This window comes from Oleidesulfovibrio vietnamensis (assembly GCF_055388115.1).
The window spans coordinates 3,570,948-3,584,002 of the sequence record NZ_AP042419.1 but is presented as its reverse complement, the minus strand read 5'-3'; the positions used below and the strand labels follow the sequence as shown (position 1 = coordinate 3,584,002).

Here is a 13,055-nt window from a genome sequence, read left to right as displayed (position 1 = left end):
GTGCAGGGAGATCATCTCCCTGCCCGCCGGAGGCGTTTTTCTGTGTGATTGTTTTCTGTCTCCGACGGGCAAAGGGAATGATTCCCCTTGCATCCCCCGTTGCGCCACAGGCCGTTCGGTCAGCTGTGTGCTTGCGGGCGTACGGGGCGGCATTGCCGGTACGGAGCAGGGCAGTACAGCGCGCTGCAGGCGTATCTGAGGAACATGCGAGACGCGCGTCGAGGGTGCAGGGAGATCATCTCCCTGCCCGCCGGAGGCGTTTTCATGTGCGATTGTTTTCTTTCTCCGACGGGCAAAGGGAATGATTCCCCTTGCATCCCCCGTTGCGCCACAGGCCGTTCGGTCAGCTGTGCGCTTGCGGGCGTACAGCGCGGCATAGCCGGTACGGAGCAAGGCAGTACAGCGCGCCGTAGGCGTTTCTGTGGAGTGTGCGAGACGCGCGTCGAGGGTGCAGGGAGATCATCTCCCTGCCCGCCGGAGGCGTTTTCCTGCGTGATTGTTTTCTGCCTCCGACGGGCAAGGGGACTGATTCCCCTTGCATCCCCCTTTGCGCCACAGGCCGTTCGGTCAGCTGTGCGCTTGCGGGCGTACGGGGCGGCATTGCCGGTACGGAGCAAAGCAGTACAGCGCGCTGCAGGCGTATCTGAGGAACATGCGAGACGCGCGTCGAGGGTGCAGGGAGATCATCTCCCTGCCCGCCGGAGGCGTCTTCAGGTGTGGTTGCTTCATGCCTCCGACGGGCAAGGGGAATGATCCCCCTTGCATCCCCGGTTGCGCCACAGGCCGTTCGGTCAGCTGTGTGCTTGCGGGCGTGCGGGGCGGCATTGCCGGTACGGAGCAAGGCAGTACAGCGCGCCGCAAGCGTTTCTGTGGAGTGTGCGAGGCGCGCATTGAGGGTGCAGGGAGATCATCTCCCTGCCCGCCGGAGGCGTCAGCGGCATGCGGGGTCAGAGTATCTGCCCCAGAAACGCCTGTGTGCGTTCTTCCCGCGGCGAGGAGAATATCGTCTGCGGAGACTCTTTTTCCAGAATGACGCCTTCATCCATAAAAGCCACTGTATCGGCCACTTCGCGGGCGAAGCCCATCTCGTGTGTGACCACCATCATGGTCATGCCGTCTTCGGCCAGCGTGCGCATGACAGAGAGTACTTCACCCACCAGTTCCGGATCCAGAGCCGATGTCGGTTCATCAAAAAGCATGACTTCGGGTTCCATGGCCAGCGCTCTCGCGATGGCCACGCGTTGTTTCTGCCCGCCGGAAAGAGTTGCCGGATAGGCGTCTGCCTTGTCCGCCATGCCTACTTTTTCCAGATAGTGCCCGGCCAGTTCGCGGGCTTCTTTTTTGTTCATGCGGCGCACCTGCCGCGGGCCTTCCATTACGTTGCCCAGCGTGGTCATATGCGGAAAAAGGTGAAAATGCTGAAACACCATGCCCACGCGGGAGCGCAGCGTGTTGATGAATTGTTCCTCTTTGTGCACGGCCACACCGCCAACGCGTATTTCTCCGTCCTGAAAGTCTTCCAGCAGGTTTACGCAGCGCAGCAGTGTGCTTTTGCCCGAACCGCTGGCACCGATGACCACCACAACGTCGGAAGGCATTACCTGCAGGTCGATGCCTTTGAGCACGTGATGATCGCCGAACCATTTGTGCAGGCCTGCAATATCAATAACCGGTCTGTTTTTTTTCTGCATGGATCTGACTCCTTTAACTGCCAGTATCGAGTTTTGCTTCAAGCCTGTGGAACAGCCAGCTGAACACCGCGGTATACAGCAGGTAAAACAGTGCCGCGATGGCAAGCATTTCCATCATCATGAAATTGGACGAGGCGAGTTGCTGCGACTTGAGCAGCAGTTCGTTGATGGTGATGGTACTGGCCAGTGAGGAATCTTTAAGCGCGATGATGAACTGGTTGCCCAGCGGCGGAATGGCCCGCTTGAGCGCCTGCGGCAGAATAATGCGCACCATGGCCCGCGGGTAGGACATGCCCAGACTGCGGGCGGCTTCCATCTGGCCGGTGGAGATGGAGCTGATGGCTCCGCGGAATATTTCCGCTATGTATGCGCCGTTATGGATACCAAGCGCCAGCACTGCAGAGGTTATTGCTTCCAGACCGGCCAGACTGCGCAGCCCGAAATAGATGAACAGCAGCTGCAGAAGCAGCGGGGTTCCTCTGATGAGATATATGTAGGCCCTGGCGGGCAGGTTGAGAATCTTTTTGTCGGAAATGCGCAGAAAAGAGGTACCCAGCCCCAGCACAAAGCCCAGCAGAATGCCGAGCGTTGTCACCTGCAGCGTCATCCACGCGGCAGGCAAAAAATAGGGCAGGTACTTCGGTATGGCAGAAAATTCGAAGTACATAATATTTCCGGTGTGTTGTTGTTTGTACGGCAGGGCAGCCGCCGCACACTGCCTGAGGGTAGTGTGCGGCGGTAAAAGCGTTTCTACGCGCTAGCGGGTGGTTATGTCGGCGTTAAGCCATTTGCGGCTCAGACTGGCCAGCGTGCCGTCTTCGTGCATGGCGGCAAGTACGGCGTTGACTTCTTTAAGCAGGGTGTCTTCGCCTTTGCGGAAGGCGACGGCGATATTTTCGCTGCGCAGCGGAGCGCCCAGCATGCGGATGTTGAATCTGCCGGAATTGACGGCGTTCACACCCACAACCCTGTCGGTGATAACGGCGTCGACCACGCCGTTATCAAGCTCAAGCAGGGTCTGTGTGTCATCTTTGTACAGACGCACTTCGCCGGCGCCCAGCTTTTCGGCATCTTCGGCAAACGTTGTGCCGGTCACCACGCCGAAAACCTTGCCTTTCAGCTCCTGCGGTGCGGTGTAAGGGGCGCTGTCTTTTACCATTACCTGCGCGCCAGAGTAGTAGTAGGCGTTTGAAAAGTTTACCACCTTAAGGCGTTCGGGGGTGACAGCCATGCTGCCAAGAATGCCGTCGTAGGCGCCGGAGCGCAGTCCTTCAATGATTCCGCTCCACTCTGTGGTCACGGGTACAAAGGCAACGCCGAGGCGCGATGCCACCTCTTTGGCAACGTCAACGTCAAAGCCTGTCAGCTCGTTGCTGTCATTGTAAAAATTGAAGGGCGGGTAACCGCCGCTCATGGCAAAGCTGATTTCGCCCGCTTCCTTGATGCGGCTGAGCGCGTCGGTTTTTTCTTCTGAACAGGCGGAAAGCAGAAGGGCGAGCATAAGCACGGCAGCCAGCGGAAAATAACGGAATGCAATCTTCATGGTAAACTCCGGTAAGGTTTATGTTGTGCCCTTGTGCGTATGGATAAAAACGGCAAACAGCTCTTTATGTACGCAGGTCTCCGGCAGCAGGCAGATATGCTGCGATACTCCGGAATATAGGGCACGTCGGTGAACAGCCGGAAAAGCATGAAGACAGACATATGCTTATGTCCGGTTTCATGCTGATACGGCATCTGCTGCGTGTGCACATAATAAAAAAGTGCACAGTAAAAGACACAGTACAGAATTATTGCAGCTAAACACTATTATAAGCTGCGGGCAAGGGGGGGCGTCGGGGATGTGTCGGGTATTCGGGTATACCCGTTATGAAAGGGCGGGCTTGCGCCGCAGGTAGCTGAAAAGCGAGACGGTGCGGCCTTTGAGTCCGAGCTTGCGGCGGATGTTTTTGCGGTGTGTCTGTACCGTTTCAAACGACATGTTGAGCAGCGCGGCAATTTCCTGTCCGTTGCGACCCAGTTGAATAAGCTGGCAGACCTCCATTTCGCGGGGGGAAAGCCGCAGCAGGTCTGCATCTTCCACACCGGCGGTATCGGTAAGGCCGTTCAGCTGCTCCTGAATGACGTTGCGGTAGCCTTCGCGCACTTCGGGCGTTTCGGCTTTGGTTATGCGTTCCAGCGCAGGCAGCAGCTGTTTTTTCACCTGACTGGTCAGCTGTTCGCGTATCTCCTGCCGTTCTTCTTCCACGGTGCGGATAACCTGACGCAGTGCGATGTTCATTTTTTCCACTTCGGCTTTCTGTGCCTGCAGGTCTTTTTTCAGTTCCACCTGAGCGGAAAGATCGTGCAGAATGAGCTGAAACAGGCTGTAGCCGGTGAACTCCATCTTACGCAGGATGGCTTCGGCAGGATATCCTTCACCCTGTGCGTCCAGCGCGACAATTTTTTCTGCCCACACGGTGCGGGGGCGTAATGTCTGCATAGCGTTGTGCAGGCGCGGGCGAAAGCTTGCCCCTGCCAGCGTTTCTGCGGGATTGCCCGCCAGTTCGCCGCCGGAAGGCGCATGGCGTGTGCCTGCTGCGGGGTTTGCCGTCAGAATGATGCCCTGCTCGTTGATGAGAAAGGTCGCGTCCTTGGCAGTGTCAAACAGCGCATTGAACAGGGTTATGGAGTCTGCCCACGCGGAGATGTTGTCCCCCAGCCTCTCCTCGTATGTTTCGTGCAGAGCTTCCAGCGGGCGGTTGTCTGTTGCCACAACCACAAAACCGCCCCGGGACGAAAGCGAAGGATGCACCGGTATGATGCGTAACAGGAAGCGTTCGCCGTGGGTGCCGGATATTTCATGTATCTGCATGGGGGCAAAGCGGTGCAGGGTCTGCTGCAGAGACTGTGTACCCAGCCTGAGTGTCTGCCAGAAGGGAGCCCCGGCGCGTCCGCTTTGCGGCAGGTAGTGTAGCGCTTTGCCGTTTCCTGCTGTCACGGTGCCTGCGGCATCGGTGTACAGAATCACATCGTCCCATGCTTCCACCACGTCGCCGGGCGCGCATACCGGCGGAGTATTATGATCATTTTTGTTCACGGCGTGCTGACTTCCTGTTTTTCATGTATACCTCTGTGCAGGTATCATGCGCAGTCGTGCAAGAAAAGGCGGCGCTGCAGCGATAAAAGGGCAGGTATATCATGGATTCTCCGGGCAGGTGGTTTGTGGCTGCGGGACTGCTGCTGGTTGCGGCGGGGCTGGTGCTGCATTGTGCGCCGTGGCTTCTGCAGTGGTTCGGCAGGTTGCCGGGTGACATCCGTGTGGACTCTCCGCGGGTGAAATTCTTTTTCCCGCTGACATCCATGGCAGTGGTCAGCGTGGTGTGCAGTCTGCTGCTATATTTTTTCCGCAGATGACCTGTGCGGCAGCAGGAGTATGAATATTGCCGGATGTTTCGTTTTTGAACTTTTATGTGTGAAAATGAATTTTAATACGCCGTTGCAGCATATGTGTTTTTAGCGGAAGAGCGGCCCAAAGGTGCCTGAATTGTTTTGTAATCAGAAAAAGTGTGCTGCCCGCTTGCATATTTTGTTGTGCTGATGCATGTTGCGATTACGAAAAGAATTTTATCGGAAGCGGCGTGCATGCTGCGGCGGCTCAAGGCAGGAACCGGCCGGATTTACGGCGGGCGGTATATTTACAGCCTGCGGGTGTTTTTTTCCTGCTGATTTGCGGTATACATGCAGTGTCGTTTTCAGAAAAACTTTCGTCCTCGTGGTTGCCGGCCGGGGCGGCGCTCCGCTGCAGTATGCGGCCGCCGCGCTGTCGCCCTCACGCGGCCGGCAGGGTTTCTTCCGGAGCCGCAGCGGTTCCGGACAACCTCCAACAAGGCAGGTTTCAGTCATGAGTTCCCAGCGGTTGTACAAAACCATCTACACCCTTGCGAAATCCATCAACTCGAGCCTTGAGCCTTCCAGAATTCTGGCGGATATCGCGGAGCAGGTAACCAAGGCCATAGGTGCCAAGGGCTGCTTCATCCGTCTTCTGGATGCACAGGGTGATATGCTGCTGCCCGGCGCCAGTTACGGGCTGAGCCAGCGCTACGCCCTCAAGGGGCCTGTTCAGGTGGAAAAAAGCCATCTTGATCAGGAAGTGCTGCGTGGCAATTCCGTGCATATCGAAGACGTACGCAGCGACAAGCGCTTTCAGTACCGCGACGAAGCCGCGGCGGAAGGCCTTGTCTCGCTGATGGTCATGCCCCTGAAGGCGCGCGGCGAAAAGGTCATGGGCGTGCTGCGGGTGTATTCCGGCGAAGCCAGAACCTTTACCGAAGACGAGCTGGATTTTCTTGCCTGCATTGCCAATCTTTCCGGCATCGCGCTGGAAAACGCCCGTATGTACGAGGCGCTGAAGCGTGAAAACAGGCTGGCGGAAGAATACATCTACCGCGTTGATGAAAACTAGCAGTCACAGCAGCCAGCGCCATGCGCTGCCCGCGGAGGATAGCATATGAAAAAGGTAAGAGTCGGCATCAACGGCTTCGGCCGTATCGGCCGTCAGGTTCTTAAAACCATTTGGGAACGGCACAGAGACACAGTGGACGTGGTGGCCGTGAACGACCTGTTCGATATCAACACCAACGCGCACCTGCTGAGCCACGACACCAACTACCGCGGCTTTGCGCCCGAAGTCTCCGTTGACGGCGACATCATGCGCGTAGGCGGCGACTTTGTGATTAAAAACTACGCAGAGCGCGATCCCCGCGCCATTCCGTGGGGAGCCATGGACGTGGACATCGTCATCGAGTCCACCGGTATTTTTACTTCCGGCCCCAAAGCCGCCATGCATCTGGAAGCAGGCGCCAAAAAAGTGGTCATCTCTGCCCCTGCCAAGGAAGAAGACATCACCGTGGTGCTGGGTGTAAACCATCAGGATTACGACCCTGCAAAACACAGGATCATTTCCAACGCATCGTGCACCACAAACTGCCTTGCTCCCGTGGTCAAGGTCATGCACGAAAACTTCGGCATCCAGAAAGGTGTGATGACCACCGTGCACTCATACACCAACGACCAGCGCATCCTTGACCAGCCGCACAGGGATATGCGCCGTGCACGGGCTGCCGCCTGCAACATGATTCCCACGTCCACCGGAGCCGCCAAGGCCGTGGCGCTGGTCATTCCCGAAATGAAGGGACGCTTTGAAGGGTATTCCGTGCGCGTACCCACGCCCACGGTGTCGCTGGTGGACTTTGTGGCCATTCTGGAGCGCGAAACCACCACCGAAGAACTGCGCGCCACGCTGAAGAACGCGGCTCAGGGCAGCCTGAACGGCATTCTGGGGTACTCCGAACTGCCGCTGGTTTCTTCGGACTTCATCGGTGACCCGCATTCGGGTATTGTAGAGGCGGACTTCACCCTGGTGCAGACAGGCAATCTGGCCAAGGTGTATGTGTGGTACGATAACGAATGGGGTTATTCGTGCCGTGTGGCCGACCTTGTGGAATACATGAGGGAACGCGGCCTGTAGGTGACGTGCTCCGTAAACGGAATGCGTCAGTTTGAGACGTAATGCTAAGGCCGCAACCGGGGGTTGCGGCCTTTTTTTTGCGTGCTAAAAAGGATAGCATGCGTCCCTTTTCATTCACTGATAACCGGTAAAGCAGCGCTATGTGTCCGAAATCATGTACTCCGCATATGTATGACGTCCGACGGGCCCTCAGAAAGCACGGCAGGGCGCCGCGCCGCGTGGTGGTGCTGCACGGCGGGCCGGGAGCTCCCGGCAGTGCGGGACAGCTGGCGCGTGATATTTCCAGCCGTTTCGGCGTGCTGGAACCGTGGCAGCGGGCCGATTCTCTGGAGGCGCTGGTGGCGGAACTGGCATGCGTGCTGCGCTACGACGCCGTGTTGCCCGCAGTGCTTGTGGGACATTCATGGGGGGCGCTGCTGGGATTCATGACCGCGGCGCGGCATCCCGAACTGGTTTCCCGGCTGGTGATGATAGGCGCACCGCCGTTTGAGGCCCGTTATGCGGCGGGCATCATGCCTGTCAGGCTGGAAAGGCTGGATGCCCGACAACGCGAAGAGGTTTTGCGGATGCAGGCGGCCTTTGGCGACAGCCGGTATATGAGCCGTCACGGCGACGAACTGCTGCAGCAGTTCGGCCATGTGCTTTCAACGGCCGATGCGTGGAATCCGGCGGAAGGAACCGTGGTTCCCCGCCAGCCCTGTGTGCCCTGCAGCTTTGCGCAGTATGAAGCCCTGAGTGCGCAGGCGGAACCGCTGCGGCGCAGCGGTGCTCTGCTGGCGCTGGCCGAATCAGTGCGGTGCCCTGTGGTGGCGCTGCACGGCGAGTACGATCCGCATCCTGTGGAGGGTGTGCGCAGGCCTCTTGCCGGAGCTCTGGGCGACTTCCGCTGTATAGTGCTGCCGCACTGCGGCCACACCCCGTGGCGCGAGCGTGAAGCAAGAGCTGTTTTTTACGATACGCTGTTCCGCGAACTGACCTAGATGGCCAGCAACGCAGCAGAAAAGCCCGCGCCAGAACAGGTGCGGGCTTTTCTGCTGCATGCAACAAAGTACGGCGGCCCGCTTTCGCAGACCGCCGCAGTGGAGTGAGGAGAACACGTGTGAAGGAGGTTATGCGTCGAACCAGCGACGCAGCCTGTCCTGTTCTTCTTCAGTCATATGCAGGCCAAGGCGCGTACGGCGCCAGATGACGCTTTCGGCATCATCGGCCCATTCATTTTTCTGCTGATAGCGTACTTCGGCTTCATACAGCCCGCCGCCGAAGTGTTCACCCAGATCGTCAAGGCTGGTTGCACCGGCCAGCACATCGTGTGCCAGCGTGCCGTAGTGGCGGCACAGCCTGTGTGCCATGCGTTCCGGCAGCCACGGGTACCGGCGGTGAAAAGCGTACAGATAGGCATCGAAGCCTTCGGGCATGTCGCCGCCGGGCAGAGGAGCTGTGGCTGTCCACTGGCTGGTTTCGGGCGCCTCGCTGCGGCCCAGCAGCGGCAGCAGCTGGTTGACGATTTTTTCGCCTATCTCGCGGCCTGCCGTTATCTTGCCGCCGAAAACATTCAGCAGCGGGGCATTGCCGGCGGCGTCTTTTTCCACCTTGAAAACATAATCGCGTGTGGCGGATGTGGCATCCTTACCGTCAGAGTACAGCGGCCGGATACCTGCAAAGTCCCAGACGATATCTTCGGGCGTAATCTGCGTGCGGAAGTAGCTGTTGGTGATTTTGCACAGGTATTCACGTTCGGCCTGAGAACAGGCAGCGTTTGCGGGGTCTCCCTGATAGTCCACATCAGTGGTGCCTATCATCGTGTAATCATATTCATACGGAATGGCGAACACGATGCGGTTGTCGTCGTTCTGCAGAATATAGCTGTACGGATGATCGTACAGTCTGGGCACGATGATATGGCTGCCCAGTACCATGCGGATACGGCCGGAATCGCTGGATTCAGCCCTGCTGGTCAGAAATTCGTTGCTCCAGGGGCCGGTTGTGTTGACCATGGAGCGCGCTCTGATTTCGCTTTCTTCGCCGGTACGGGTGTTGCGGATGCGGGCCACCCACAGGCCGTTTTCGCGCACGGCTTTTTCCACGCGGGTTCGCGTGTGCACCGCCGCACCGCGCAGTGCCGCGTCAAGGGCATTGTACAGGCAGAAACGGGTGTCCAGCACGCCGAGGTCGGAATATTCAAAGCCGGTTTTGAATTTGTCCGAAAGCGGCCTTCCGGCGAGATGCTTTTTCAGATTGACTTTTTCTGATCCGGCAATCTGCCGCAGCGGGCTCAGGTGGTCATAGAGGAACAGTCCGGCGCGGATGAGCCACGCCGGTCGCAGCCACGGAGCATGGGGGAGCACGATGCGCATGGGCCATGAAATGTGCGGCGCATTGGCGAGGATTACCTCGCGTTCCGCCAGGGCTTCGCGCACCAGTCTGAATTCATAGTGTTCAAGATAGCGCAGGCCGCCGTGAATAAGCTTGGACGACGCGGAGGACGTTGCCCAGCCTATGTCTTCGGCCTCGCAGAGTGCAACGGAAAGCCCTCGGCCGGCCGCATCGCGGGCCGCGGAGGCACCGTTGATGCCGCCACCGACAATAAGCACATCATAAATGTTCGTTTCCATGGGGGCAGCATAGACCCTGCTTTCGGAATGGTCAAAATAATTTTCGCAAACGAAAATAAAAAAGGAAAAACGAAACAGGTGCGAAAAAAAGCCGGATGGATTCTGCGCCGGGCATGTGAGGGGGCATTGTAACGGAAAAGCGTCCGGAAACTTTTCATGCAGTTTCCGGACGCTTATTTTGAGAGAAAAATTAGTAGCCTTGCAGTTCGCCCAGATGCTCCAGCACAAGAGAAGGCTGGCGGGCCAGCCCCGCAAGGTCTTCCCGTCTGGCTTCGCCGCTGAGCACCAGCAGAAAATCAATACCTGCATTTTCCGCAAGCAGCTTGTCCGTGGACAGCCTGTCACCCACCATGACCATGTCTTCTTTCGCGTACCGTTCAAGCAGCGGGGCAAGCACGGCTGTTTCCGGCTTGCCGAAGATGTGCTGCGGGCGCCGGCCCGTGGCCGTGTGATACAGGGCCATAAAGCTGCCCACGTCGGGCACGGGGCCTTCGGGAGTGGGACATACCAGATCCGGATGCGTGGCAAGGAACGCCACGCCGGGGTTCTGCAGCAGCAAAGCCGAGCGCGCCAGTTTTTGATACGTCAACTCGGTGTCGTAGGCCAGAATGACCGCCTGACAATGCTCTTCGCCTATGGTCAGTTCGGGCATGGCACCGGTAAGACAGCGTACAAAGTCGTTGTTGCCCACCGGATAGACCGTGCGGATGCCGTGATGCCGCAGATGGGCAACCAGCGGCGTGACCGGTGAAAGAATCTGTTCCATGCGGGCGGCTATGCCCATGCCGCGCAGTTTGCGGATGTATGTTTCCGGAGACTTGGATGTGTTGTTGCTGAGAAAGTGAAAATCGAGAGTATCCCAGTGGTTGCGGATAAAATCCACGGTGGGGCGGATGGGCTTGTCTCCCAGATAGACTGTGCCGTCAAGGTCGAAGACAAAGCAGCGTTTGGCATTCATGCGCTGGTCCTGCGGTTGATGAGCGAAAATGAAAATACTCTGCCGGAAAATGCGTATCCGCGCATGATACGCCGCGCCTGTATGTCTGTCCAGCACGGGCGGCCGCAGTGCCGGAACCCTTGTTTTCTGCGTCCGGCAACGCTAAAGTGCGCCCATGAGCAAAAGCGCGGTTCGACACAAATCGTTACAGGAGTTCCTTGCCGAGAGGGGATATGCCACCATCGAAGAACTGGCCGTCCGTTTCGGAGTGACTCCTCAGACCATCCGTAAAGATATAAACACGCTGGCCGCCGAAGGCCGGCTGCAGCGCTTTCACGGTGGGGCGGGGGTGCCTCTGGGCTCCAGCAACATTGTGTACGATCAGCGTAAATCCATGTTTATGGACGAAAAGCGGCGCATAGGAGAGCTGGTGGCCCAGCATATTCCGGAAGGTGCTTCGCTGTGCATAAACATAGGCACCACCACGGAAGCAGTGGCCCGCGCCCTGCTGGCTCATAAAGGCCTGCGGGTGGTGACCAACAGCCTTAACGTGGCTTCCATTCTTGCCCAGAATTCATCACATGACGTTGTGGTGGCGGGGGGCACTGTCCGCCACAGAGACAACGGCATAGTGGGGCCCAGCGCAGAACGCTTCATACGCGAATTCCGGGTGGATTACGGCATCATCGGCATTTCAGGCATAGATGAAGACGGTAATCTGCTGGATTACGACTACCGCGAGGTGGCTGTGGCCCGTACCATCATCGAGTGTTCGCGCCATGTGTACATGGTGACTGATAACTCCAAGTTCGGCCGGCCTGCCATGGTGCGCATGGCGCGCCTGAGCGACCTGACGGCGCTGTTCTCCAACGGGCCGCTGCCTTCGCCGCAGTGGGAAACGCTGGTAAAGGAATCAGGCGCGGAACTGTTTCTTGCCTGATGTCTGCCGCATACGCCGGCGGGCATTGCCTCTTTGCCGGGCGCTGTCTTTTTCGGCCTGGAAATCAAAGAATTCAAAAAGTGTCTCATACGCGCCTTTCGCGGCGTGGATATGAAAAAACGCTTTGAGAATCGTTCGTTATTATTTACCGTACTGCAGGTTTTTCAGGTGACGGTCCGCACCGGGAGGATTCGGGCGACCGTCCACACGGATCGCATCATCTCAAGGAGTGCACTATGTTGAGGAAGTGGACTTGTCTGCTGGCTATCGTGGCCTTCATGGGTCTGGCAACGTCGGCCTTTGCCGCCGACTGCTCATTCCGCGGCGCGCTGGACGAAGCGTACTGCGATGAAAACAAAGACCTCGTGGCAGATCCGCCCAAGGATCCCGCCGAATTCAAGGACCCCAGCACGCTGGTGTTCACCTATACCCCTGTGGAAGATCCCGCAGTGTATCAGGACGCCTTTGCCGATTTTCAGGCATATCTTGAAAAGAAAACCGGCAAGCGTGTCATATACTACACGGTGCAGTCCAATGCTGCAGAAGTGGAAGCCATGCGCTCCGGCCGTCTGCATATCGCCGGTTTTTCCACGGGTCCCACCTGCTACGCAGTCAACCTTGCCGGCTACATACCCATCGCCGTCAAAGGCAATGAAGGCGAATTTCAGGGCTACCGCCTGCTGCTGATCACCCGCAAGGACAGCGATATCAAGTCCGTGGCCGACCTGAAGGGCAAACGTGTGGCGCACACTTCCGCTTCGTCCAACTCCGGCAACCTTGCTCCCCGCGCACTGTTCCCCAAGCTGGGCATCACCCCCGACAAAGATTACACCGTTGTCTACTCCGGCAAGCATGACCAGTCCATTCTGGGCGTGGCCTTCGGCGACTACGACGCTGCCCCTGTGGCAGGCGACGTGTTCAAACGTATGGCCAAAGCCGGTCGCATCAACGAAGAAGACTTCCGTATCGTCTGGCAGAGCGAACAGTTCCCCACTTCCTCCTTCGGGTACGCACACGACCTGAAGCCCGAACTGGTGGAGCAGATCCGTGAGGCATTCCTTGAATACCGCTTCACCCCTGCCATGCAGAAAACTTTCGGCGGCGCGGACCGTTTCTTCCCCGTCACGTACCAGAAAGACTGGGCAATCATCCGCGATATAGCTGATGCCAACGGCGAACACTTCAATCAGGCCGGTCTTGAGGCCATTGCCAAGAAAGAAGCCGAAGCCAAGGCTAAAAAGGCCGCCAAGGCCAAGCAGTAGGGCTGCCCGGCAGTACCATTTGATAACGGCTTACACAGTGGGCGTCGGTGTTTCCGACGCCCACTGTCCATGTTTTCAGGGTTTTACACAAAGGAAAGTCAACA

12 protein-coding genes are annotated in these 13,055 nt (G+C 57.9%); 6 read left to right on the top strand and 6 right to left on the bottom strand.

What is annotated here, in order from left to right; translation table 11 throughout:
* Window positions 1-947: 947 nt before the first annotated feature.
* The 4 genes from ACZ5D1_RS16055 to ACZ5D1_RS16040 all read right to left on the bottom strand — a co-directional run bounded on the left by ACZ5D1_RS16055 (window position 948) and on the right by ACZ5D1_RS16040 (window position 4,770).
* Window positions 948-1,691 (bottom strand): amino acid ABC transporter ATP-binding protein, encoded by a 744-nt coding sequence (locus ACZ5D1_RS16055; protein WP_273191616.1) that lies wholly within the window; start codon window positions 1,689-1,691, stop codon window positions 948-950.
* 13 nt (window positions 1,692-1,704) lie between these two features.
* Complete coding sequence (locus ACZ5D1_RS16050; RefSeq protein WP_011369397.1) at window positions 1,705-2,358, bottom strand: amino acid ABC transporter permease; 654 nt, start codon at window positions 2,356-2,358, stop codon at window positions 1,705-1,707.
* Between the two features lie 90 nt (window positions 2,359-2,448).
* Window positions 2,449-3,234, bottom strand: coding sequence for an ABC transporter substrate-binding protein (locus ACZ5D1_RS16045; RefSeq protein WP_011369396.1), 786 nt, complete (start codon window positions 3,232-3,234; stop codon window positions 2,449-2,451).
* A gap of 324 nt (window positions 3,235-3,558) precedes the next feature.
* Window positions 3,559-4,770, bottom strand: coding sequence for a helix-turn-helix transcriptional regulator (locus ACZ5D1_RS16040; protein WP_027182643.1), 1,212 nt, complete (start codon window positions 4,768-4,770; stop codon window positions 3,559-3,561).
* Window positions 4,771-4,871: 101 nt separating this feature from the next.
* Between ACZ5D1_RS16040 and ACZ5D1_RS16035 the strand changes: the two genes are divergently transcribed.
* The 4 genes from ACZ5D1_RS16035 to ACZ5D1_RS16020 all read left to right on the top strand — a co-directional run bounded on the left by ACZ5D1_RS16035 (window position 4,872) and on the right by ACZ5D1_RS16020 (window position 8,180).
* Window positions 4,872-5,087 carry a DUF2905 domain-containing protein gene (locus ACZ5D1_RS16035; RefSeq protein WP_011369394.1) on the top strand — a complete coding sequence of 72 codons (216 nt, stop codon included), beginning with the start codon at window positions 4,872-4,874 and terminating at the stop codon, window positions 5,085-5,087.
* A 487-nt stretch (window positions 5,088-5,574) separates the two neighbouring features.
* Complete coding sequence (locus ACZ5D1_RS16030; RefSeq protein WP_011369393.1) at window positions 5,575-6,135, top strand: GAF domain-containing protein; 561 nt, start codon at window positions 5,575-5,577, stop codon at window positions 6,133-6,135.
* A gap of 45 nt (window positions 6,136-6,180) precedes the next feature.
* Window positions 6,181-7,200 (top strand): type I glyceraldehyde-3-phosphate dehydrogenase, encoded by a 1,020-nt coding sequence (gap, locus tag ACZ5D1_RS16025; protein ID WP_011369392.1) that lies wholly within the window; start codon window positions 6,181-6,183, stop codon window positions 7,198-7,200.
* Between the two features lie 167 nt (window positions 7,201-7,367).
* Entirely contained in the window at window positions 7,368-8,180 is an 813-nt protein-coding gene (locus tag ACZ5D1_RS16020; RefSeq protein ID WP_464555470.1) for an alpha/beta fold hydrolase, read from the top strand.
* Window positions 8,181-8,309: 129 nt separating this feature from the next.
* Here the strand turns inward: ACZ5D1_RS16020 and glpD are convergent, their stop codons facing one another.
* The gene (gene glpD / locus ACZ5D1_RS16015; RefSeq protein ID WP_011369390.1) at window positions 8,310-9,812 is read right to left on the bottom strand and encodes a glycerol-3-phosphate dehydrogenase; all 1,503 of its coding nucleotides are present in this window, start codon (window positions 9,810-9,812) and stop codon (window positions 8,310-8,312) included.
* A gap of 190 nt (window positions 9,813-10,002) precedes the next feature.
* Window positions 10,003-10,770, bottom strand: a complete 768-nt coding sequence (locus ACZ5D1_RS16010; RefSeq protein ID WP_011369389.1) for an HAD-IIA family hydrolase — start codon at window positions 10,768-10,770, stop codon at window positions 10,003-10,005.
* A 154-nt stretch (window positions 10,771-10,924) separates the two neighbouring features.
* Between ACZ5D1_RS16010 and ACZ5D1_RS16005 the strand changes: the two genes are divergently transcribed.
* Both ACZ5D1_RS16005 and phnD read left to right on the top strand, forming a co-directional pair.
* Window positions 10,925-11,689: a DeoR/GlpR family DNA-binding transcription regulator gene (locus ACZ5D1_RS16005; RefSeq protein WP_011369388.1), complete on the top strand. Its 765-nt coding sequence runs from the start codon at window positions 10,925-10,927 to the stop codon at window positions 11,687-11,689.
* A gap of 236 nt (window positions 11,690-11,925) precedes the next feature.
* Complete coding sequence (gene phnD, locus ACZ5D1_RS16000; protein ID WP_011369387.1) at window positions 11,926-12,951, top strand: phosphate/phosphite/phosphonate ABC transporter substrate-binding protein; 1,026 nt, start codon at window positions 11,926-11,928, stop codon at window positions 12,949-12,951.
* Window positions 12,952-13,055 lie beyond the last annotated feature (104 nt).

Bases quoted from the DNA above. Each gene is read 5' to 3' on its own strand.
- ACZ5D1_RS16055 (WP_273191616.1), bottom strand. From the start codon at position 1,691: ATGCAGAAAAAAAACAGACCGGTTATTGATATTGCAGGCCTGCACAAA.
- ACZ5D1_RS16050 (WP_011369397.1), bottom strand. From the start codon at position 2,358: ATGTACTTCGAATTTTCTGCCATACCGAAGTACCTGCCCTATTTTTTG.
- ACZ5D1_RS16045 (WP_011369396.1), bottom strand. From the start codon at position 3,234: ATGAAGATTGCATTCCGTTATTTTCCGCTGGCTGCCGTGCTTATGCTC.
- ACZ5D1_RS16035 (WP_011369394.1), top strand. From the start codon at position 4,872: ATGGATTCTCCGGGCAGGTGGTTTGTGGCTGCGGGACTGCTGCTGGTT.
- ACZ5D1_RS16030 (WP_011369393.1), top strand. From the start codon at position 5,575: ATGAGTTCCCAGCGGTTGTACAAAACCATCTACACCCTTGCGAAATCC.
- gap (WP_011369392.1), top strand. From the start codon at position 6,181: ATGAAAAAGGTAAGAGTCGGCATCAACGGCTTCGGCCGTATCGGCCGT.
- ACZ5D1_RS16020 (WP_464555470.1), top strand. From the start codon at position 7,368: ATGTATGACGTCCGACGGGCCCTCAGAAAGCACGGCAGGGCGCCGCGC.
- glpD (WP_011369390.1), bottom strand. From the start codon at position 9,812: ATGGAAACGAACATTTATGATGTGCTTATTGTCGGTGGCGGCATCAAC.
- ACZ5D1_RS16010 (WP_011369389.1), bottom strand. From the start codon at position 10,770: ATGAATGCCAAACGCTGCTTTGTCTTCGACCTTGACGGCACAGTCTAT.
- ACZ5D1_RS16005 (WP_011369388.1), top strand. From the start codon at position 10,925: ATGAGCAAAAGCGCGGTTCGACACAAATCGTTACAGGAGTTCCTTGCC.
- phnD (WP_011369387.1), top strand. From the start codon at position 11,926: ATGTTGAGGAAGTGGACTTGTCTGCTGGCTATCGTGGCCTTCATGGGT.